Here is a 22,084-nt window from a genome sequence, read left to right as displayed (position 1 = left end):
GATACGCCACTTTACCTCCTGCCAATACACCAATTTTCATATATGATTTGGCGGTCGTTGAGGGGGCAAACGTCCATGCCGATCGACTTTCTCGCACCCGTCGGGTGTGCAATGGTCTGGGTTTCGTGCCACTTCGACTTATTGGCGGATGACCTCCCGCAGATAGGGGACGCAGGCTTCTTCAACCTCTCACCGCTTCGTGATGGCTCGCACATAGCCGCCGGGAGATTGTGATGAGGGACGCGGGGCTCGACACGAACTCGCGAACGGCTTGGATCTCTCAGGGTTTTGAGCATCTCATCGATCGCGTCCGAAAGACCCCTGCGGTCCAGCACTTCGACGTCCTGATCATTGGCAGCGGTTACGGCGGTGCGATCGCTGCGGCCACATTTGCAGGCCGCCGTAAGAACGGAGTACCAGTTACCGTGGGCGTGCTGGAGCGCGGCAAGGAATACTTGCCGGGTTCGTTCCCCACCGGTCTGGGTGAACTGCCAGGCCACATTCGGCACGAGAAAAACAAGGAAGGTCTCTTCGACGTCAGGCTTGGACCTGAGGTGACAACGGTCGTTGCCAGTGGAATCGGCGGCGGCTCGCTGATCAATGCCGGTGTGATGGAAATCCCCTTGCAGAAGGTATTCCAGACGGGGTGGCCGAGCCAACTTGCGAGCTTGCCCGACTGGAAGTCATTCTTCAAGCGCGCGGCGGACATGCTTGGCGGGAGCATAAATGGTGCACGGAACACAATCGAGAGCCACGTCGATGGTGCGCCGCAAAAATTTACATCAATCAGAGATATTGCGCCGCGCAACAATTTCCGACCAGCGGCGATCACCGTCGCGATGGCTAACAACACTAAAAGCTCGGGCAACGTCAAACTCAGCCAATGCCTGCGTTGCGGTGATTGTGCAACGGGCTGCAATTTCGGCGCAAAGAACTCGCTCGATGTCAATCTGCTCGTGCGTGCCCAGCAGAGAGGCGCAGAAATATTTAGCGGCGCGACGGTGCTAAGCATCGAGAAGGACGGCACGACCGGCTGGATCGTCAACAGCGTCCATACCAACGCCGCGCTTCGTGCTCGTGACGGCGACGTATTGCGGGTTCGGGCAGGTAAGGTGGTGTTGGCGGCAGGCACGCTGGGATCCACCGAGATAATGCTTCGATCGCAGATCATCGGCCTGCCGCTCTCGAGCGCACAACTCGGCAAGCGATGCTCGACCAACGGTGACATGCTGATCGCCGACTATGGCACCAGGGCATCCGTCAACACCGTAGCCAACGATGCCACCCAGCCATCCAGACGTGCGATCGGCCCGACGATCACGGGCATCATCGACCTGCGCGAGGAAGCGGGCGTTCTCATCGAGGAGATGTCAGTCCCGGCGTCCCTTCGCATCGCATTCGCGGAAATTTTTGCGACGGTCAATACCTTGCACACCCTCGACGAGATCGACTGGTCAACCCACCAGCAAGGCTTCCCAAAAGACGATGCCTATGTCGTGTCGGACCAACGCATCGAGCGTTCCGCGCTCTACGCCGTGATGTCCGACGACGGAGCGGCTGGTACGATCGAACTCGAGCCTGCTCGGATTGCCGACAGGGACGGTGCGGCGCCTGCCGACCGCGACCGCGACGGCATCGCGCGAATGCGTTGGAGCACGCTGCCGAACCTGCCCGTCTTCGACAAGCAGATCGAGGTGATCGCCGGTCTCACCAAGAACTCGGGCGGACGCGTCATAGCGAACCCTCTCTGGAAGCTACTGCCGTCAAAACATACTTGGCTTCTCCAGGAAAAACGAGGGCCGTTGACAACCGTTCATCCGCTCGGCGGCTGCACCATGGCCGACACTGGGGCGATGGGCGTCGTAGATCATCTCGGCCGGGTGTTCTCGACGAACAATACAAGCGCCGTCCACGACGGTCTGGTGGTGCTTGACGGTTCGATCGTCCCTACCGCGCTCGGAACGAATCCCGCACTTACCATCTCAGCGATTGCGTTGCGCGCCGCTGAGAAGCTCGCCAAAGACTGGGGCTACGACTTGGGACGACGCGCCGTAGCCGGCGCTCCGCTGACCCGACCGGTGTTTCGCTCGACCGATGCTCCGGCGCTACCACCCCGGACGGAAGTCGAAATCGTCGAGCGGCTTGTTGGCCCTTTGCGCGTGAAGCTGAAAAATGGGGAAAACCGTGAGTATGTAGTCGAATTGACGCTGCGCTTTGGGCCCACGGCGCTCGCCGATCTGACGCCGAGCAATGGCGGTGACCCCACGTTGAACGTTGCCACGGACCAGTCGGAGCTGTTGTCCCGCAGCATGATACGCATGTTCCCGCAAACCGATTGGGATCTGCTCGAGAAGAGCTGGGATCCGGCAGGCCTAAGGGAACAGAAACTCGAAGCTATCGCTGAATTCAGCGCGCCACTCACGGGCACCCTGAAGGTGCTTGAGCGCCAGAAGACCTGGGTGTTGGGTCGCATGTGGCGCGCGGGCAAGGCATGGGTTCTGAATCGAGGCCTGCGCGATATCTACCAGGCAATTGTCGGCGATGACGTCGGCCCAGGATCCCGCCCAGGATTATTCAGTCGCGTTAAGTCGGGCCTTGCGATCGCCAGCCGTTCCGGCGAGATCCGAGCACTCGTGTACGATCTCAGGATCGGCCCACCAGATGCGCACGCCAAATTGCTACTGTCCGGCGACCGTATCGTCGGCACCAAAACCTTCACCTATGAGAGGTGCTGCAATCCGTGGCGCCAGCTCATGGAGGTCTCGCTGGAACGTTTCCCTGGGCTGAGCAGCACCGCCGACTGCGTGCTGAAACTCGACGTGGGTTATCTCGCCCGCATCGGCGTGCCGCTGTTTCGGGTAACGCGACAGCGCGACGGCGTCGCCACAATCGGCGAGCTTGCCGCTTTCCTAGGTTACTTCGTGCGATTGCTGCTTGGCCAGCATATCTGGAGCTTTCGATCGCCCGACAAGGACGTCGACCCAGCAAACGACGTCGTCGATTTCCGGCCGCCCACCAATCTGCAACTCCCGGGGGTTGGCTCAGTCCAGGCGCAGATCATCGATATACCGATCGGGTCAAGGAAGCCGGACATCGGTGGCAAGCCTACTCGGGGCAAAGTGCTGGTCACGCGTTATCCGCATCCCGGCACCAAAAAAAGGCCGGTCGTGATGCTGCATGGCTACAGCGCCGGGGGCACCACATTTGCTCATCACGCGGTGAACCCGAATTTTGCGAGCCATCTTTGGAAAAGTGGACGCGACGTATGGGTCGCCGATCTCAGGACCAGCCCTGTCCATCGCACCGCAAAGGACGCGTGGAGCTTCGACCAGATAGGCAACCAAGACGTACGGAAAGTGATAGTGAAGGCAGCCGGCGAGTCTTTCGACCACAAGGTCGACGTCGTCGCGCACTGCATGGGGACCATCGTGTTCAGCATCGCTGTGCTCGGAGGCAAGATCGATAATCTGGTTCATCGAGCAGCGTTCACGCAGGTCGGGCCGCTCGTCGTCTTCTCACCGGCAAACGTCTTCCGCGCCTATGTGGTACGGTATCTGATCGATTTCCTTCCTGACACTTATGAATTCAATCCCAAGAATCCGACGCTTGCCGATGACCTCTTGGATCGGGTGCTCTCAACGATGCCCTATCCCGTCGGGGAGTTCGAAATCGAGAATCCACTCTGGCCGTGGAAACGTACACCTTGGACTCGGACGCGGCATCGCATGGACGCGCTTTACGGCCGGGACTTCAACGTAGCCAACATGGAACCAGAGATGCTGCGCTACATCGATGAGCATTTCGGCGCGCTAAGCTTGAGGACCGTGTCGACGGCACTGCATTTCGCGCGCTACTCGATGATGACGAATTTCAGAGGCCAGAACCAGCTCGTCTCACGCGAGACATTTGTTGAGCACTGGAATTTTCCGACATTTAGCGTGCACGGTGCGGAGAACGGGTTGTCGCACGTATCGACGTTGGACCGCATGTCGCAGATCCTCGATGACGCCGGGCGCGACTACCGCCGGTCGTGGATCAATCCGGGGGCCGGGCATCAGGATGCGCTGGTCGGCACGACAAGGCACGCCACGTTCCGGGAGATCGAGCAATTCCTGGACGACCCTAGCCCCGCTCGCCAGGTCCAACCTGACACGGAGATGACGGCATATCCCCCGTGGATAGGGCCAATCATCACCGAGGAGCGGCCGCAAACGCCGGCGCTCGTGGTGCGGGTCGGGGCGATGCCGTCGCTTCGAGCACCCGAGGCTGCACTGATGCTGCGCATCCAACTTGTCGGCGGCCAAATTCTGCGGCCAGATAACCCGGTCGCACCCTGGGAACAGAATTACATCGTCAACCATATAGTGGTCTACAAGTCGCCGAAGCTAGCGGCTAATAGATGGGCCGCGTTCGAAGTTCCGTTGCCGACCCTGATGCCGAACTACGACGCGGCTCATCCCGGCAACGCGCTTCTCGTGCTGCTCGCCTATCCCGACCCCAAGGTATTGCCGCCCCTCGAGGTTGGGTTACCAGACGGTTACTTCCGAGCCATCGCGGTGGACGAAACTGTCCTTCGGCTCGATCCGAAGAAATTTGTTGAGGACGGGATAGTCGGAGGCAAGGAGACGTTCGCGCAATTCAAGATAATCGCGGACGCCGCATCGCGGCTGCTCGAGCCACTCAGCGCACGGTCGAAAGGCTACTCCAAGAACAACGGCACTCGTGACGTTACGTTGCAGCCGGGGGTCACGCCCGGGACTATGACGTCACTGCGGTTCGAGGTGAAGACGCCGACCGGGGTGGCCGCACTCCCACGCTTGATAGAGCAGGATCGCGACCTCATGGACGGCGTTATCCCATACGATCCGCCGCAGTATCCGCCTCCAACCCCCGTACCGGGCGGGACAAGTTTCTTGCTCGCATCGTGCCAGTATCCCGCTGGGTTCATCGATGAGCCTGTGGCATACCGTTCCTATGGCGAGATAGTCGCGCGGCTCGAGGCGAGCGGGGGGATCAAGCCGCGGTTTGCCGTATTCGCAGGCGACCAGGTGTATGTCGACCCGACCGCTGGGCTCTACGATCCGCGTTCGCATGATGATCGATATCGTCTGCCTTATGAGGCGTGGTTGCGAAACCGGAACGTGCGCAACGCATTGCGCCGGATTCCGTCGTTCATGTTGCTCGACGACCACGAGATCGACGACAACTGGGAGGCGATCCCCGACGACAACGAGAACAAAGAGAAGAAAACATTAGGCCTAAAGGCGTATTGGAAATACCAGCGTGGAATGTTCAGGAGAAGGACCTTCAAATTCGATGGCTTTGACTTCTTCATGCTCGACACACGTACGGAACGGTCCCATCGCAGGGTCGGGAGTCTGGCGAGTGCCGAGTTGTTTGCACCGGGGACCATGCGCGAACTCAAACGTTGGCTGCTGCGAAAGTCTGGGTCCCATTTCCTGCCGAAGTTCGTCGTGTCGTCGGCCATGCTGCTCCCGCGTCATCGGCGCGCGGTGCAACGTGATGAACGCCTCGACCCCTCAAATCTGAGTGCGATACATTCCGACGGCTGGGACGGATATCCGAACACGCTGCGCGAGGTGCTCGCTCATATCGCCGTCAACAAAATTGATCACGTAGTGTTTCTGTCGGGCGACGAACATCGGGGCTATGTCGCCACCGTGGACCTGCTTGATGCCTCCGGCAACTCAATCACCCGCGTGCATTCCGTACACACCGCCGCGCTATACGCTCCCTTTCCGTTTGCAAACAGTATCGACGCGGACATCGTCATGAGCGAGACGTTCGATATCGTGGACGGCGCATCCACCTACAAGTGCGTCGTCAACGCGATACCGCCACCCGCTGGCGACGGCGCGACATTTTTGCGCGTACGCCAGAACGCCGGGATTTGGAACCTCGATTGCGAGTTTGCCCATGGAGCGCTGCCGCCGCTCACACTGTGAGCGCAGCGCTGAGCGCGTGGTCGACGCTTACAACAGCAGAAACGATCCAATGCACATCCTTGAAACCGAAACGGAGACAGGCGCTCGCACCCAACAATTGGCATGGTTCGTTGTTGTTGGCTTTGCCTTAGTGGTTGCCAAACAAAGGAGTTGGCAGCCACTCCGCGTAGCATCACTTATCTGAACGTCACGGCAGACGGGATGCAGGCCGTCGCCGGAAAGGCGCAAACCCATTGTGCGCGCTATAATCGGGATGCCGAACTGATTCCAGGTGAGTGGGCCGAAGGTCGAGCCACATTTCGGTGTAGCGACAGGTAGATTGAATCGCTCATGTCGGCATGACGGCTCCTTCTTCCGCATCATCTGACCGAGATGAACCAACCGTATGTCGAAGAACCCGGATGATTGACCATCCGCGGCAAGATTTGCCTGCGGCATGACCAATTAGCCAAACTATAGCGCCACCGGCAGTTGGAATCCGTCGGCCGTTGGAGCTGTGCGCTTGAGACCGAATGTCTGAAATGGGCTGGAAGCGGTCGGTCTGCTATTGAATGGCAAAAGCAGTCGTCCGCATGGCATCAAGCAAAATTAGACAATGCCTGTCAGAGGCGACAATGAAGCAATGATGAACCCGGCCGAAACAGAACTCCTGCAGATCGCTAAAGACCAAGGAGCCACCGTTCACCAAGGATATCACATGCTCGCCGCGCAACTTGGCGCGATGGGTCGCTATGCCGGAGCCTTCTGGAGCAACCCGGCGCAGTGCAGAGCCGAGAGTCTCGGTTAGATCGCTGTTGCCCCAGCCAATTAGCCTGCCACACGCAGCGATTTTTGCAGCAGATTCAAGTGGTCCATGATGTGCCGCTCCGCGTGATACGATTGTAGACCGGTAGCGGACATTTCAAACCTATTCGGACCGGCACCCAAGGCCCCAATGTCTGCAGATGGGAATGCAATCGAGCTCCGCGTAGCGTCCGCAATGCAGGCGCAAAGTGGACGTCGTTTTCGTTTTCGTAAAGTCTACCTCAGTAATGCGCCGTGAGAAAAATCCGATCGCTTGTCAGGTGGGGACTGCTTCCAGCGCTGGCACTATCGTCCATCGCGATCGTGTTGTGGCAGTACGGTGCGGTGAACCATCGCATCAATCTTTGCGACGATCCGACATCGCGCAAGTATATCTGGAACGATGAGCTGCGGCACAAGATCTGCGACCGGGCGCCGCTCGTTGCCCCTGTCAGCCCCTAGTCACCCACACGCCGCAGCGTGCCCAGATGATTGTCGTCGAGGAAGCCTATAGTGATGGCCGACGCCTTGCCGTCGGGGCCGAGGACGAAGCTCACGCTGGTTGGCCTGTCCGGTGTCTCGGCATCGGGGAAGGTCAGAAAAAGATCACCGTCGTAATGCGCCAGGGAATAGGACCGGGCGCCGGCCGGGCCGACCTTGAGCACAAGGCCGTCTCCGGCACTCGCCACGACAGCATTGCCGAAGAAGTCGTTGGCGTAGCGGCCGGCATAGGCACTTGCCGGCCTGGCTGGCCTTGCCGGAGATGGCGGCGCGGCATAGGTGGCCTTGGCCGCCGCGACCGCCGGGCCGAACATTCCGGCATAGATATCGTCCCATGCCTTGACCCAGTCCTTCTGGACCGAACCCTCGAAGACCAGGTCCGCAAAACTGTCGGACAGCCCTTCCGGCACGCCTGTCGGGAAGGCGTTGGCGACGATGACGATGCCAAGCTTCTCCTGCGGGAAGATCGTCACCAGCGTGCGTGCGCCGACGCTGAAGGCACCCGCATGGCCCCAGCTCAAGCCATGCCGGCCGAATTCGACATTCCAGCCGAGGCCGTAGAAGGACGCGCCACCGGAGACAGGGTTCTTGCCGCGCGTCATCAGCGGCACATGCGTCTGATCAAGCGCATCGGCCGCTATCAGCGTCTTGCCGGCATAGACCCCGTTGCCGAGGATGAGGCGCACCCATTGCGAAAGATCGCGCGCGGTCGAGCTGACGCCGCCCGCGGGCGCCTGCGCATCCGGATTGCGCTCTATCTTGGCGGCCCAGGCGCCATCGACCTTGATGTGCAGCGCGGCACGATCGGCGTGCTTGACGAAGTCCGAATGACGGGAACTGGTCGAGGCCATGCCAAGCGGTCGGTAGAGCTTCTCCTCGGCGACCTCCTCCCAGGACTTGCCTGTCGGCATGGCGGCCGCGACGGCGCCCTCGGTCAATCCGAAATTGCTGTAGGAGTAGCCGGCACGGAAGCTCGACGATGGCGGCACGAACCGCAGGCGATGCAGGATTTCGGCGCGGTCGTAGCCTATGTCCTCGAGGTCGTCTCCGGCGGTTCCGGGCAGTCCGCTGCGGTGCGAAAACAGGTCGCGGACGGTGAGTTGGCTGGTCGGATAGGGATCGGCCAGCCGGAAGGCCGGATCGAGGTCAGCGATCTTCGAATCCCAGGACACGATCCCGTCGCTGACCAGCGCCGCCACGACGGTGGCTGAGACCGGCTTGGAAAGCGAGGCGATCTGGAACACCGTGTCGGCGTCGACCGCCTCCGGCTTGCCGGCCTGGCGATGGCCGAAACCCTTCAGGAGGATCACGTCATCGTCGTGCACCACCGCGATGGCGAGACCGGGCACCCCGCCGCCCGCGACAGCGCCTTGGGCGAGCGCTTCGAGCTTCGACAAGGCGACAGCGATGCGCTCCGGCGTAATGGCGTCGGCCGACGCAGCACGCGGCCAAAGCGCCAGCACGGCGATGCAGAGCCAGATTCGCCAGTGGCAGAGGTTCCGTTCCAGCCGCACGTCCGAGCCTCCTCTCCTGCATTCACCTGGCTATGATACAGGCCGGTGCAACCGAGGCCAATGCCTGCCGCCTCACGGTCCACCTTCGTCGCAATCGACCATCACCACGATTTCAGGCAATCTGACTGATGAAGGCGCGCCATGGGGAGATGGAGCGCCGCCAGGGAGGACTGACATGACCGGCTTGCCACGCTACGAGGACGCCGTCGCGCGCTTTCGCATCGAGGATGAGATCGCCAGGCTTGACGGCGACCCGGCGACCGGCATCAACGCCTATGTCGAATGCTGCGGCCGCCATACCGGTGAGAACCGGCTGGCGCTGCGCGCGATCTCGGCCGGTGGCGAACTCCGGCTGTTCAGCTTCGACGACCTCGCCGATATGTCGGGCCGCGTCGCCAACCTGCTCAAGGATGCAGGCGTGGGTCCCGGCGATGTCGTCGCCGGCATGCTGCCGCGCATTCCCGAACTCGTCGCGCTCATCCTCGGCACCTGGCGCATCGGCGCCGTCTACCAGCCCTTGTTCACCGCCTTCGGCCCGAAGGCGATCGAGCACCGCCTCGGCTACAGCGGCGCCAAGCTGGTGGTGACCAATCCGGCCAATCGCGGCAAGCTCGACGAGATCGAGAACTGCCCGCCGATCGCCACCATTCTTGGTGCTGGCGATGCCTTGCCCCAGGGCGACATCGACTTCCGCGCCGCGCTTGCCTCTGCCTCCCCCGATTGCAAACCCGTCATGCGCAAGGGGGACGACCTGTTCATGATGATGTCGACATCAGGCACGACGGGCCTGCCCAAGGGCGTGCCGGTGCCGCTCAGCGCGCTGCTGGCCTTCGGCGCCTACATGCGCGATGCGATCGGACTGCGCCCCGACGACGTCTTCTGGAACATCGCCGATCCCGGCTGGGCCTATGGCCTTTACTACGCCATTACAGGCCCGCTGCTGCTCGGCATCGCCACCACCTTCAATGAAGGCGCCTTCGCCGCCGGAAGCACCTATGAAATCATCGAGCGGCTCGGCGTCACCAGCCTTGCCGGCTCGCCCACCGCCTTCCGCCTGCTGCTCGCCGAAGGGCCTGTAGCTGCCGCCCCCATCAAGGGACGGCTGCGGGTGGTGAGCAGCGCCGGCGAGCCGCTCAACCCGGAAGTGATCCGCTGGTTCGACGCCCATCTCGCCGCCCCTATCCACGACCATTACGGCCAGACCGAAAACGGCATGATGGTCAACAACCACCATGGGCTTTCGCATTCCGTGCGCGCGGGCTCTGCCGGCTTTGCCATGCCTGGCTATCGCATGGTGGTGCTGGACGATGAAGGCAACGAGCTCGGCCCCAACCAGCCCGGCATCCTCGCCGTCGACATCGCCAACTCGCCGCTGCGCTGGTTCGACGGCTACCACCAGGCCGAGACGCCGGCGATCGCAGGCGGCTATTACCGCACCGGCGACACGGTGGAATATGAGCCGGACGGCTCGATCTCCTTCATCGGCCGCGCCGATGATGTCATCACCTCGTCGGGCTATCGCATCGGCCCCTTCGACGTCGAAAGCGCGCTCATCGAACATCCCGCGGTCAACGAGGCGGCGGTGGTCGGCGTGCCCGACCCGCAGCGCACCGAGATCGTCAAGGCCTTCGTCATCCTAGCGCCCGCCTATCAGGGTAGCCCGGAACTGGCCGAGGAACTGGCGCAACATGTCCGCAAGCGGCTTTCGGCCCACGCCTATCCGCGCGAAATCGATTTCGTCGCGGAATTGCCGAAGACGCCGAGCGGCAAGATCCAGCGGTTCCTGCTGCGGAAGGCTGAGGTGGAGAAGCGGAAGGGGTAGCGGGGCCGCATATGCCGGCCCAACTCGGGCGACGCCGGCGGAGCGCCGCGTGCCCTGTTGCAGATCGGGTCTATTTTACCGCTATCACCCTGCCCGCCGCATCGAGGCGACAGCCGACTTGCGCTTGCCGGATTTCGATGCCACCGCGTCCCGCATAGTCTATTCGCACTTGGATCGGCGCCGTCAGCGCCCCCCCACGTCGACGCAAGGCACCTGCGCTGACCGCGCGGACACGGACGGCGCCAAGCGGCTTGGCGGCGGACAGGATCGCCGCGCGACAGGCTTGCACGACCGCGACTGGCGTGCCGGGTTTCGCTTTCAGTGCTTCCAGGGGTGCAAAGGGATATCCCCTGGTGAGGTCGCCCTGGCCGGCTCTGGAAGGCCTGAGGACGGGCGGCAGGGCGATCGATGGCCTGGAGGTCCTGGCAGTGGCGGTCGTGGCAGTGGCCGTCGCGGCAGATCCAGTGCCCGTCGCGGCAGAACCCGTGCCCGTCGCGGCAGAACAACTGGCTGCCGTGGCGGCCGAACCGCTGGCAGCGGCCGCCGATCCGTTTTCGGCGGATGGATCGGCGCCCAGGCCGACACCTGTCGAAAGGCCTCCGCCTGTGGAGCCAACGTTACCGCCGGCACTGACGCTTGCGGAGCCAACGTTACCGCTGGCACTGACGCCTACGTTGCCTGCGCCGACCGAAGCGCCGACATTTGCTCCGCCGACACCGCCTACGCTCGCGCCCACCCCTACGGATGCGCCTTGCGAACCGGCGCTCACTCCGGCGCCTATCCCGACGCCGCCGACTTTACCGCCTAAACCCGCATCGAGAGCCGAGGCAGGCCCGATCGCGATGCCGATCGTCAACGCGGCCACGAAGTATTTTTTCAATGTCATCCTCCCTGCGCCGTGCATTTCGCTCACCTGTCTTTCACTGCGAAAGTGGTCGGGTTGGCAGCAATGCGGGGGGAAGAGCGAAGGTTGCCATCATGACAGGCTGCGGCGGCTTTGGACCCTTCACCTTGCGTTTTTTCAGCACGCCCGGCTTACGGGCTGCAACCGGGCGCGACGGTGAACTTGCGAGCGCGGTCTTGGAGGCACCTGCTTTAGGCGCACGCACCGCGGCCGCGGTCCGACGTTTTTCCTTCATACTGTCGATCTTGGCGCTGTCGATTTCCTCGCGCGCGGCGCTGAGACTGCGTGCCAGGCCGTTGGCTCTTTCGCGCTCCTGTTCGAGCGCCGCGCTCAAATCCATCGAGCTCTGCTTCAGGGTGTCGCGTTCCTTGCGGGCGATGTCGAGGTCACGCATGGCTGAATCTGCTCGCTGACGTTCCAGTTCGAGCGCTTTGCGAGCCTGGTTTGAAGAGGCATCGGCCTGTTGTCGGTCCTTCACGGCCTTGGCCTGGTCCACAACGGCCAGATTTGCGCCTGCCTTGAGCGCATCGATCGTCTGACGGGCCGTGGCGAGTTCCTGTTCCATAAGCCCGACCTTATGGCGCTCCTCATCCAGCGCCTGCTTCGCGGCGGCGTCGGCCTGTTGCCGGTCTTTCACGGCCTCGGCCTGCTGCGCCACAGACAGATTTGCCGCTGTCTTGAGAGCATCGATCGTCTGACGAGCCGTGGCGAGTTCCTGTTCCAGCAGCCCGACCTTATGGCTTTGCTCATCAAGCGCCTGCTTCGTGGCAGCCTGGGAGCCATCCCCGGAGGGAGGCGCTTCAGGCATAGAGGCTTTCTTGCTGTCCCAGAGGCTGGCTTCCGCCCTGAAATCTTCGATGGCACGCTGCGCCGTCTCCAGATTGAGCGTGAGCGCTGCGTCCGTCTGCTGTTGCGCTTTCAGGGCCTGCGCTTGCCTGGCCAACTCGGCCCGAGCCGCGGCCAGTTCGCGGCGCAAGGCCTGCTCACCCTCGTCTTTCGCGATATCGGTGCGGTTCGAAACCGCGACCGGCGAACGGCCATTGGCCGCGGCAGTTGCGGACGCATCGGGCGCCAGCTGGCTGTTTGCCGGAGACGCAAACAGCAAAATGAGGAGTGACGAAACGAGGGGCAGCACGGCGTTACGCCCGCTGCCACATATCCCGTGAAGCAAAATCGAAGGCGGTCGTTCGGTAAAGGTGAAGTCAAAGCGCAGACATTTGGACCTGGTACCCTGCAAATGATTCATCACTTGACTCCACCTGGCGCGACCCTCACCGCGATCGTATTCTCCACTTAGTTCGAGCCACGGCGCTGGGATGCCGCGTCACCTGGACGCTACCTCCTATTTCCCTGCTTGTTGTCATTCGAACGAACGAATGAAGCTTTCCCCTGCTCCATGCGGCAAAGACGGCTCTGTCTGAATCAGCAACGGCGATGCACCGGCGGGCGGTCTCCAAAAGAGGCTTGGCCGTCCGGACCCGCGCGGGGAGCAAACGAACTCTGGAGTGGTCGAGCGCAAAACCTTGACTGCGCGCGCGCGCCAGCCTCTTGTGCCCACAGGTTCGGCCGACAAGGGAGGTGCCCACCATGGAAAAGATCATCCTGGACTGCGACCCCGGGCATGATGACGCGATCGCCATCCTGCTCGCGGCCGGAAACCCCAAGATCGATCTCCTCGGCATCACCACCGTTTCGGGCAACCACAATGTCGACAACACCACGCGTAACGCGCTTTCCGTGTGCACCGCCTATGGCATCAAGGTGCCTGTGGCGAAGGGCTCTCCCGGCCCGCTCATCATCGATCAGGTGCTGGCCGTCGAGATCCACGGAGATACCGGGCTCGACGGCCCGGTGCTGCCGCCCGCCTCGTTCGAGCTCGACAAGCGGCATGCCGTCGACTTCATCATCGACACGGTCATGGCGCATGAGCCGAAGACGGTGACGCTGGTGCCGGTCGGTCCCTACACCAACATCGCGCTCGCCGTGCGCAAGGACCCGCGCATCGTCGAACGGGTGAAGCGGGTCGTCGCGATGGGCGGCAGTTTTACGCGGGGCAACATCACGCCCGCGGCGGAGTTCAACGTCTATGCCGACCCGGAGGCCGCCGACGTGGTGTTCCGCGCCGATTGGGACGTCACCATGGTCGGGCTCGACCTCACGCACCAGGCACTGGCCACACCGGACCTGCAGGACCGCGTGCGCGCCATAGGCGGCCCGATGGCAAGGTTCATCCTCGATATCTGGGCGTTCATAGCGACCACGCATGGCGGCCTGCTGCAGATCGAGTATCCCGCCATCCATGACGCCTGCTGCGTCGCGGCCATGATCGACCCGACCATCTTCATCACCGAGAGGGCCGACATCCGCGTCGAAATCGCCGGCCGCTGGACCAAGGGCATGACGGTCTGCAATTTCGAGAAAATGGGCGGCATGCGCCATTTCGGCGGCACGGCGAGCGAGCAGACCGACTTCCGCCACACCGTGGCGATGAAGCTGGACCACGCGAAGTTTTGCGACCTGATCGTGGATGCGCTGGAGCGGCTGACCAGGCAGAAGGCGTGAGCCAAGCCGTATCCCTACGATCTGGTCCGTAAGCCATTCCTTCAATGCGCCACGCCATCCGAAGCGTGCAGCAGCCTCCACGTCGAGCCTAGATGACCGTGGAACTGCGAAACATACCGCTCCGCGGCGACATCCTCCAGCCCGTCATCGACCAGCGCCTCGATGCTTCGCTGCATCAGGGCGAGTTGCATCCGCCTGGCGTGTTCCAGATTGGCCTCTCGCATGATTTCCGTCACGTGATAGGCGACCACGGGCTGGCCGAGGCAGGACATGAGCGCGTTGGCCTCGGCTGTTACAGCGGTCACTGCGTCTTCGATCTTCATTCTGGCGATCCTCATCAAGAATGATGCTGACGCCTCCCCGCAAGGCGACGGTGGTCCGTCGCTTCTTCTTTGATTTCAGCCTGCCGCGCGACCGAAAGTGGCGCGCCAAGCTTGCAATTACTGTCTTCCCCGGCCTCTTGAGCAGCCTCGTTTGGCCTAAAAACAGTATCCAACAAATTTGATTCAAAGGCGACCGGATAGTTAATCGATGGTTAATGGCAGCGCTTGCCATGCCTCCCCGTTCAGGATGTTTCGCCTCGGCGTTTTCTGCCGCGCAATAGCCGCAAAGCTGCCCGATGGCTGCCTGGCCTGTTGATCCGCCACGAAGAAAGGTTCTGTCATGCGGTTGGTCTGGACGGTCATGTGTGCCCTTGCGAGCAGTGCTGCCTTCGCCGCCTCGCCCGAGGACGATTATATAGCCGCGCGCGACAAGGCGATTGCCGACATCGCGGCGATGGAGAGCACGAACGCACCGGTGGAGACGCTCGATGCGGCCAATGAAAAGGCCCGCGCCGATCTCGAAAAGCGGCTTTCCGCCCTGCTCGGGCCTTTCACGGTCAAGGATTTTCCGGCCGCCGGCAAGATCAACATCGAAAGCCTCAGTTCCTCCGATGTCGGCTTCGGCATGCTGGACGGGCTGCGCCACGGCACCGAGGATGGTCCCAGCATCGTAGCCTCGACGCGCGGGCTGGTCGAGCACTGGCTTAAGTCGCGCGCCGCCGAGACGGACGCCGATCTCAAACTGCCCACCAGCTTCGACGCGGCGCTGAAGCTCGATGCCTTCTACACCCAGGCCATCGGCAGCGACGCCGCCTTCACCGGCACGCTCGACTTCGCGCTCAAGAAGCCTGACGGCGCCGACATGGCGATCGCCCGCCTCGGCGGTTGGGCACAGGATATCGGACCGAACTCCGACCAGGAGGTCGTCGTCACAGTCGTCAAGGGCAACAGCGTCCTGATCGCCGAAGCGCCCGCGACACCGCCCGTCCCGAAGATCGCGGCCTGCGACGCGGCGTGGACCGCCGCCGACGCCGCCGCCCAGAAACTCGCCAAGCAGGCCACCGACGACAGCGACGAAAACACATCCGACGCCGCCAACGCCGCCTGGACGAAAGGCGACAACGACTTCCGCGCCTGCATGGGCAAGAGCCTGCCGGATACCCCGGCCTACCCGGCGCTACTTGCGCAGGCGCAGGCGCTGGCGGATCACATGGCGGGGAAGTAGGCGCGACGCTGACGCTGCCGATCTCCCCCCTCGTGGGGGAGATGCCCGGCGGGGCAGAGGGGGGCGCTGACCCGCCGACGTCTCATAGCGTTGGATTGCTGTACCCTTTGGAAGATGCGGTCACCGCTGAGCCCAGCAAATAGGCAAGGCCGAGTTCCTTCACGCCCCCCTCTGGCCTGCCGGCCATCTCCCCCGCGAGGGGGGAGATCGATAGTCTCGCCCGCAGGCGCCCTCTTGTCGCCTTCGCATCCCACCACCATATCGTCGGCGCGCTGGCACACTGAACGCAGTTGCCAGCACCGCAAAAAATGGTTGAAAGGAAAGTCCCGAACGCGCCCGGCGCGGCGGGCGGATGAACAGCGTGGGAAAATCTGAATGACGACGGACACGAAAGCGACGGAAACCAGGGCATTCGAGGCGGATGTTTCGCGGCTGCTGCACATGATGGTGCACTCGGTCTATTCCGACAAGGACGTATTCCTGCGCGAGCTGATCTCCAACGCCGCCGACGCTTGCGAGAAGCTGCGTTTCGAGGCCGTCAGCCACCCCGAATTGCTGGGCGACGATCCCAAGCCGCGCATTTCGATTTCGGCCGATCCGGACAACAAAGAGATCACCGTCGAGGACAATGGCATCGGCATGAGCCGCGACGACATGGCCGAGGCGCTGGGCACGATCGCCCGCTCGGGCACGCGCGCCTTCATCGAGCGCGTCGGCTCAGGCACGGAGGACACGCAACTCATCGGCCAGTTCGGCGTCGGCTTCTATTCCGCCTTCATGGTGGCCGACCGCGTCGATGTCATCAGCCGCCTCGCCGGAAGCGAGGAAGCCTGGCGCTGGTCGTCCGACGGCAAGGGTTCGTATGAGATCGCGCCGGCCCCTCTTGAAGCCGCACCGAAGCGAGGCACCCGCGTCGTGCTGCATCTGATGGACGACGCCGTATCCTACACCGGCTCCTACCGGCTGGAGCAGCTGGCCAAGTCGCAATCGGGCCATGTGCCGGTGCCGATCACGCTCGTCGAAAAGCCCGGCGCCGAGGCGCGCGACATCGCCGATGGCACGGCTCTCTGGGTGCGGCCGAAGAGCGAGATCAAGCCAGAGGAATACACCGATTTCTACCGCAGCGTCGCCGGCCAGTATGACGAGCCGGCCGCCACCATCCATTTCCGCGCCGAGGGCCGGCAGGAATACTCGGTGCTCGCCTTCGTGCCGGGCTCGCGGCCGTTCGATCTGTTCGACCAGGACCGCAAGGGCCGCATGAAGCTCTATGTGCGCCGCGTCTTCATCACCGACGATGCCGACCTTCTGCCGCGCTATCTGCGCTTCGTGCGTGGGCTGGTCGATTCCGCCGACCTGCCGCTCAACGTCTCGCGCGAGATGATCCAGGAAAGCCCGCTGCTGGCCTCCATCCGCAAGGGCCTGACCAACCGCGTGCTCGGCGACCTCGCCAAGCTGGCCGAGAACGAGGCCGAGGCCTATGCCAAGATTTGGGAGAATTTCGGCGTCGTCCTGAAGGAAGGGCTCTACGAGGATTACGAGCGGCGCGAGCAATTGCTGAAGCTCGCCCGCTTCCATTCGACCGCCTCGGGCGAAGGCTGGCGCGGCCTTGCCGACTATGTCGCGGCGATGAAGGAAGGCCAGAAGGCGATCTTCTTCATGGCCGGCGACGACCGCGCCCGGCTCGAAGCCTCGCCGCAGCTCGAAGGCTTCAAGGCACGCGGCATCGAGGTGCTGCTCTTGACCGACCCCGTCGACAGTTTCTGGGTGACGATGGCGCCGGACTTCGACGGCAAGCCGTTCAAGTCGGTGACGCAAGGCGTCGCCGAACTGTCCGACATCCCGCTGCTCGACGACGCCAAGAAGCCGGATGTGACGGCAGCGCCCGAGGTCGACGGCTTCCTCGCCTTCGTCAAATCGGCGCTTGGCGATGCCGTCTCGGATGTGAAGGCCTCCGACCGCCTGACCGAGAGCGCCGTCTGCCTGGTCGCTCCGGAGCATGGTCCCGACCGGCAGTTCGAGCGGCTGATGAACGCCGCCGGCCGCCTCGACAAGGCGGCCAAGCCCATCCTGGAGATCAATCCACGCCATGAGCGCGTGCTGGCGCTGGCCGGCCTCGGCGACGAGGACCAGGCCTTCAAGGACGACGCGGCCCATCTTCTCTACGACGAGGCGCGCGTGCTCGACGGCGACAAGCCGGCCGACGCCAGGGCATTCTCCGAGCGCCTGGCACGGCTGATCGCACGCGGCATCGCGAAGGGCTGAGCTTCGCCTACCGAAGCCGCTGCGATGCCGTCCGCCGACAGTGTTTCCGGCGGCGATCGCAGCCGGCGACGCGCCCGATGTCCGCTGGCTCAATCGCCTGGTGTAGACATCGGGCGATCAATCACCCAATCTTGGCCCGGGAACAAGACAGGCGCTTCAAAGAAAGCGCACCGGGTGCTCATGAAACGACGATGGACATTGTATGATCCACGGCTGGCATGGCTTCTGGTCGCGCCGGTGCTGCTGCTGCTGATCTTCTTCCTGGTGCTGCCGATCGCAGTGATGGCGGCCTACACCTTCTTCACTTTCGTCACCGCCGGCGTGGAAACCAGCGCACTGACGACGGCGAACTGGCACGAATTCCTGACCGACAGCTATTATGCCGGCTTCCTCTTGAAGACGCTGCGGGTCGGCGCCATCACGGCGCTGCTCTGCGGGGTGCTGGGTTATTTCCCGGCCTATTTCATCTGGGCGACGACCTTCAAGCACAAGTGGCTGTTGCTGCTTTTGCTCATCGTGCCGTTCTGGATCAGCTTCACCATCCGCACCTTTTCCTGGATCAACATCCTGGGCGAACAGGGCGTCATCAATGTCGCGCTGCTGAAGCTGGGCATCATCAGCGAGCCGCTGCCGATGCTCTACAATGAGGGCGCGGTCATCCTCGGCATGCTGCACTTCCTGCTGCCCTACATGATCCTCAACGTCTATGTCAGCCTCGAGGGTATCGACCGCACCCTGATTTCGGCGGCCCGCTCGATGGGCTGCACCAGCGCGCAGGCGTTCCGCGAGGTCACGCTTCCGCTTTCGCTGCCGGGCCTCGCGGCGGGCCTGCTGCTCTGCTTCGTGCTCGCCGCCGGCAGCTATGTCACGCCACAGCTGCTCGGCTCCGGCCGCGACGCACTGTTCGGCAATCTGATCTACGACACCATCATGAGCGAGCTGAACTGGCCGATGGGCGCCACGCTTTCGATCGTGCTGTTCCTCGTGCTCGGCTTCTTCGCCGCCATCTACACGCGCTTCATGGGCATGTCGCAGATCGTCAAAGGGTTGGGCGGATGAAGGCGCGGCGCAAAGAGGAAGGCAGATGGGCCTGGCGGTTGACCGGCCTCGTCACGGTCTGCGTCTACATCTTCATGTTCGCGCCGATCGTGGCGACGGTGATCCTGTCGTTCAACGCCTCGATGTTCGGCGGCTTCCCGATGACCGGCTTCAGCCTGCAATGGTACGGCAAGCTGATGGCCAACGAGCCGGTGCTGGCCGCCTTCCGCACCTCGCTGTGGATCGCGCTGGTCACATCAGCCGTCACCACGGCCATCGGCGTCGTCACGTCGTTTGCGCTGGTGCGCTTCGAATTCCGCGGCAAGCAGGCGCTGAGCACGCTGGTGATCCTGCCGGCGCTGGTGCCGGAGACCATTCTGGGCGTCGGCCTCCTGGTGCTGATCAAGGCGGTCGACCAGCCGCGGACCATGCTTCTGCTGGTGCTCGGCCACATCCTGCTCGCCGTGCCCTATGTGGTGCTGATCACCCAGGCGCGCATGGTCGGCATCCGCCGCGTCTATGAGGAGGCGGCGCTCTCGCTCGGCGCCTCGCGCTTCTCGTCCTTCCGCGAGATCACGCTGCCGCTGCTTATCCCTGCCGTCGTCGGCGGCGCGCTGCTCGCCTTCACCATCTCGTTCGACAACACCTCGGCCAGCCTGTTCTGGCGGCCGGCGGGCGTCGAGACCATGCCCACCCAGATCCTGTCGATGCTCAAGATCTCGATCAGCCCGGAAATCAATGCGCTCGGCACCGTGATGATCCTGGTGACCGTCGGCATCCCGCTGCTCGGCGGCCTGATCCTGCAAAGCCTGACCAGATTGAAACGACGCGACGAACCAAAGGAGGAAGCACGATGAAATTGTCCAACGGCAAGCGGCTTGAACGGCTGCACGATAGGTATCAAAACGGCGATCTCAGCCGCCGCACTTTCCTGACGCTGACCGCCGCCGCAGCGGCCGCGGTCGGTCTCGACATGCCCTGGATGCGGCAGGCGCTCGCCGCGGTCGAGGAAGTTCGCTTCGACGGCTGGGGCGGCACGGTGCAGGACGCGATCGACAAATATGCCTTCAAGCCCTACACGGCCAAGACCAAGATCAAGGTGGTCCAGGGCACGTTCGGCGACGAGGACGAGATCATCACCAAGATCAAGACCGCCAAGCCCGGAGACTACCAGGTCATCCATTCCTCCGGCGTCAACTACTACATCAAATATGTGAACGGCGGCCTGACCTCGGAGATCAACGAGGCCAACATTCCCAACATGGCCAATGTGTTGCAGCCGATGATCGATCCGTTCCGCAAGCTGACGCCGAAACTCTCGGCCGTGCCTTACGACTACGGCACGACCGGCATCGCGTACAACACCAAGGTGATCTCGCCCGATGAAGCCAAGGAAAAGGGCGCCGCCCTTTTGCTCGACAAGAAATATGCCGGCAAGGTCGGCGGCTACTCCGACATGACCACGCGCGTCTGGTACGCCGCGCTCGCCACCGGACAGGATCCCAACAACCTCAAGGACATGGACGCGATCTGGGCCAAGGTGCGCGAGACACGCGACCTCGCCAAGAAGTTCTGGAGTTCCGGCGCGGAGCTGATGGACCTGCTTTCCAAGGGCGAGATCGTGGTGACCGACGCCTGGTCGGGCCGCGTCGCCGCCTTGCAGGACCAGGGCCATCCGATCGGCTATCTCGACCCGGCCGGTTCCTATGCCTGGATGGAGGACATGCTGATCCTGAAAGGCTCGCCGATGGCCGAATGCGAGGAGTTGGTCAACTTCATGCTCGACCCGGCGACCGCCATCGCGGTGGCCGAAGGCCAGAGCTATCCGCCGTCGCTCGATCCGACGAAGGTCAAGCTCACCGAGAAGATCGAGAAGCTGCCGGCCTTCGACAAGACCGGCACGATGAAGTCGCTGACCTTCGCCGACCCGGTCTACTGGGCGACCAACGAGGACGCCTGGACCAAGCAGTGGAACAGGATCTCGAAAGGTGCCTGACAGAAACCACCTTTCAGAAGTGCCCCGGCCGGAAGCGGCCGGGGTGGCAAGGCCCGGCGCGGGCGCACCCGCTCCGGGCGGCAGCGCCAGGGCCGGCCAGGCGGCGGTCGAGTTCCGCGACATCGACATTGCCTATGGCAAGTTCGTCGCCGTACGCGATTTCTCGCTGTCGATCGCCAAGGGCAGCTTCGTCACCTTGCTCGGGCCTTCGGGCTGCGGCAAGACCACGATCCTGCGCTCCATCGCCGGCCTGGTCGACATTTCGGGCGGCCAGATCATGATCGACGGGCGCCGGGTCGACGACGTGCCGATCTACAAGCGCAATATCGGTCTGGTCTTCCAGAGCTATGCGCTGTTCCCGCACAAGAACGTCTTCGACAATGTCGCCTTCGGCCTGAAGTACCGCAACGTGCCGAAGCCGGAGATCGCCCGCAAGGTCGGCCAGGCGCTCGAAATGGTGCGGCTGCCGGGCAGCGAGAAGAAGCTGCCGTCGCAGCTGTCGGGCGGGCAGCAGCAGCGCATCGCGCTCGCCCGCGCCATCGTCTTCGAGCCGCAGGTGCTGCTGCTCGACGAGCCGCTGTCGGCGCTGGACGCGAACATGCGCGAGGAGATGCGCGTCGAGATCAAGAAGATCCAGAAGGAAACCGGCATCACCGCCATCTTCGTCACCCACGACCAGGAGGAAGCGCTCTCCATGTCGGATAGCATCGTGGTGATGAACGCCGGCGCGGTGGAGCAGATCGGAACCCCGCAGGAGGTCTATGAAACGCCCGCCACGGCCTTCGTCGCCGACTTCCTCGGCAAGGCCAACATGCTGGCCGGGACCGTGAGCCGGGCCGGCCAGGCAATGGCGGTGGTGCTTGCCACCGGCCAGACGGTCGAGGTGGCCTGTCCAAGGCCGCTTGCGCAGGGCAGCAAGGTCACTGTCGTGCTGCGGCCGCAGAAACTGTCGGTCGGCGCGGCGGCAAGCGCCAACAGGCTGTCCGGCCGTGTCGTCTCGGCCTCGTATCTCGGCGGCAGCGCCATCTACGAGATCGACATCGGCGGCAAGACCAGCATCCGCGCCAACGCGCCGATCACCGGCCGCGTCCTTAGCGAAGGCGAGGCGATCGACCTCGGCTTCGATCCCGAAGGCTGCGTTCTGCTCGACGAGGACGGTCAGCGCATTTCGTGATGCGGATAGTTGGC

Annotated in this window: 15 protein-coding genes; 10 read left to right on the top strand and 5 right to left on the bottom strand. The window is 63.0% G+C overall.

Annotation, left to right across the window (positions count from 1 at the left end; translation table 11 throughout):
- The first annotated feature begins 233 nt into the window (after positions 1–233).
- Entirely contained in the window at positions 234–5,966 is a 5,733-nt protein-coding gene (locus JG747_RS15550) for an alkaline phosphatase D family protein (RefSeq protein ID WP_202362152.1), read from the top strand.
- Between the two features lie 1,241 nt (positions 5,967–7,207).
- On the opposite strand, the gene JG747_RS15545 is transcribed toward JG747_RS15550, so the two are convergent.
- Complete coding sequence (locus JG747_RS15545) at positions 7,208–8,764, bottom strand: serine hydrolase (protein WP_202362151.1); 1,557 nt, start codon at positions 8,762–8,764, stop codon at positions 7,208–7,210.
- 175 nt (positions 8,765–8,939) lie between these two features.
- Between JG747_RS15545 and JG747_RS15540 the strand changes: the two genes are divergently transcribed.
- Positions 8,940–10,586: an acyl-CoA synthetase gene (locus JG747_RS15540; RefSeq protein ID WP_202362150.1), complete on the top strand. Its 1,647-nt coding sequence runs from the start codon at positions 8,940–8,942 to the stop codon at positions 10,584–10,586.
- Positions 10,587–10,656: 70 nt separating this feature from the next.
- Here JG747_RS15540 and JG747_RS15535 read toward each other — a convergent pair whose 3' ends face one another.
- Together JG747_RS15535 and JG747_RS15530 are read right to left on the bottom strand one after the other, a co-directional pair.
- Positions 10,657–11,466, bottom strand: a complete 810-nt coding sequence (locus JG747_RS15535; protein ID WP_244748405.1) for a hypothetical protein — start codon at positions 11,464–11,466, stop codon at positions 10,657–10,659.
- A gap of 40 nt (positions 11,467–11,506) precedes the next feature.
- Positions 11,507–12,736 (bottom strand): hypothetical protein, encoded by a 1,230-nt coding sequence (locus JG747_RS15530; protein ID WP_141700958.1) that lies wholly within the window; start codon positions 12,734–12,736, stop codon positions 11,507–11,509.
- Positions 12,737–13,077: 341 nt separating this feature from the next.
- Between JG747_RS15530 and JG747_RS15525 the strand changes: the two genes are divergently transcribed.
- The gene (locus tag JG747_RS15525) at positions 13,078–14,052 is read left to right on the top strand and encodes a nucleoside hydrolase (RefSeq protein WP_069092645.1); all 975 of its coding nucleotides are present in this window, start codon (positions 13,078–13,080) and stop codon (positions 14,050–14,052) included.
- Between the two features lie 41 nt (positions 14,053–14,093).
- Here JG747_RS15525 and JG747_RS15520 read toward each other — a convergent pair whose 3' ends face one another.
- A complete protein-coding gene (locus tag JG747_RS15520; RefSeq protein ID WP_236952355.1) occupies positions 14,094–14,375 on the bottom strand; it encodes a hypothetical protein in 282 nt (93 codons plus the stop codon).
- 20 nt (positions 14,376–14,395) lie between these two features.
- Between JG747_RS15520 and JG747_RS15515 the strand changes: the two genes are divergently transcribed.
- Positions 14,396–14,557, top strand: a complete 162-nt coding sequence (locus JG747_RS15515; RefSeq protein WP_019859474.1) for a hypothetical protein — start codon at positions 14,396–14,398, stop codon at positions 14,555–14,557.
- A 19-nt stretch (positions 14,558–14,576) separates the two neighbouring features.
- Here the strand turns inward: JG747_RS15515 and JG747_RS15510 are convergent, their stop codons facing one another.
- On the bottom strand, positions 14,577–14,738 hold the full coding sequence (locus JG747_RS15510; RefSeq protein WP_167626427.1) for a hypothetical protein: 162 nt from the start codon (positions 14,736–14,738) through the stop codon (positions 14,577–14,579).
- On the opposite strand from JG747_RS15510, the gene JG747_RS15505 reads away from it, so the two are divergent.
- From JG747_RS15505 to JG747_RS15480, 6 genes are all read left to right on the top strand, one after another.
- Positions 14,737–15,600, top strand: a complete 864-nt coding sequence (locus JG747_RS15505; protein ID WP_244748404.1) for a hypothetical protein — start codon at positions 14,737–14,739, stop codon at positions 15,598–15,600. The two genes, JG747_RS15510 and JG747_RS15505, sit on opposite strands and share 2 nt — an antisense overlap.
- A gap of 375 nt (positions 15,601–15,975) precedes the next feature.
- Positions 15,976–17,862: a molecular chaperone HtpG gene (gene htpG / locus JG747_RS15500; protein ID WP_019859476.1), complete on the top strand. Its 1,887-nt coding sequence runs from the start codon at positions 15,976–15,978 to the stop codon at positions 17,860–17,862.
- 180 nt (positions 17,863–18,042) lie between these two features.
- Entirely contained in the window at positions 18,043–18,921 is an 879-nt protein-coding gene (locus JG747_RS15495) for an ABC transporter permease (RefSeq protein WP_064981933.1), read from the top strand.
- Positions 18,918–19,757 carry an ABC transporter permease gene (locus JG747_RS15490; RefSeq protein ID WP_064981935.1) on the top strand — a complete coding sequence of 280 codons (840 nt, stop codon included), beginning with the start codon at positions 18,918–18,920 and terminating at the stop codon, positions 19,755–19,757. Before JG747_RS15495 ends, JG747_RS15490 begins: the two co-directional genes overlap by 4 nt.
- Positions 19,754–20,896, top strand: a complete 1,143-nt coding sequence (locus JG747_RS15485; RefSeq protein ID WP_202362148.1) for an ABC transporter substrate-binding protein — start codon at positions 19,754–19,756, stop codon at positions 20,894–20,896. The genes JG747_RS15490 and JG747_RS15485 overlap by 4 nt, the downstream gene beginning before the upstream one ends.
- Entirely contained in the window at positions 20,889–22,070 is a 1,182-nt protein-coding gene (locus JG747_RS15480; RefSeq protein WP_244748403.1) for an ABC transporter ATP-binding protein, read from the top strand. Before JG747_RS15485 ends, JG747_RS15480 begins: the two co-directional genes overlap by 8 nt.
- Positions 22,071–22,084 lie beyond the last annotated feature (14 nt).

The organism is Mesorhizobium sp. 131-3-5 (assembly GCF_016756575.1).
In the GTDB taxonomy this organism is placed as follows: domain Bacteria; phylum Pseudomonadota; class Alphaproteobacteria; order Rhizobiales; family Rhizobiaceae; genus Mesorhizobium; species Mesorhizobium jarvisii.
The sequence above is the reverse complement of the archived record's forward strand: the minus strand, read 5'-3'. Positions and strand labels throughout refer to the sequence as shown.

Bases quoted from the DNA above. Each gene is read 5' to 3' on its own strand.
- JG747_RS15550 (WP_202362152.1), top strand. From the start codon at position 234: ATGAGGGACGCGGGGCTCGACACGAACTCGCGAACGGCTTGGATCTCT.
- JG747_RS15540 (WP_202362150.1), top strand. From the start codon at position 8,940: ATGACCGGCTTGCCACGCTACGAGGACGCCGTCGCGCGCTTTCGCATC.
- JG747_RS15530 (WP_141700958.1), bottom strand. From the start codon at position 12,736: ATGAATCATTTGCAGGGTACCAGGTCCAAATGTCTGCGCTTTGACTTC.
- JG747_RS15525 (WP_069092645.1), top strand. From the start codon at position 13,078: ATGGAAAAGATCATCCTGGACTGCGACCCCGGGCATGATGACGCGATC.
- JG747_RS15520 (WP_236952355.1), bottom strand. From the start codon at position 14,375: ATGAAGATCGAAGACGCAGTGACCGCTGTAACAGCCGAGGCCAACGCG.
- JG747_RS15515 (WP_019859474.1), top strand. From the start codon at position 14,396: ATGATGCTGACGCCTCCCCGCAAGGCGACGGTGGTCCGTCGCTTCTTC.
- JG747_RS15505 (WP_244748404.1), top strand. From the start codon at position 14,737: ATGTGTGCCCTTGCGAGCAGTGCTGCCTTCGCCGCCTCGCCCGAGGAC.
- JG747_RS15510 (WP_167626427.1), bottom strand. From the start codon at position 14,738: ATGACCGTCCAGACCAACCGCATGACAGAACCTTTCTTCGTGGCGGAT.
- htpG (WP_019859476.1), top strand. From the start codon at position 15,976: ATGACGACGGACACGAAAGCGACGGAAACCAGGGCATTCGAGGCGGAT.
- JG747_RS15495 (WP_064981933.1), top strand. From the start codon at position 18,043: ATGAAACGACGATGGACATTGTATGATCCACGGCTGGCATGGCTTCTG.
- JG747_RS15490 (WP_064981935.1), top strand. From the start codon at position 18,918: ATGAAGGCGCGGCGCAAAGAGGAAGGCAGATGGGCCTGGCGGTTGACC.
- JG747_RS15485 (WP_202362148.1), top strand. From the start codon at position 19,754: ATGAAATTGTCCAACGGCAAGCGGCTTGAACGGCTGCACGATAGGTAT.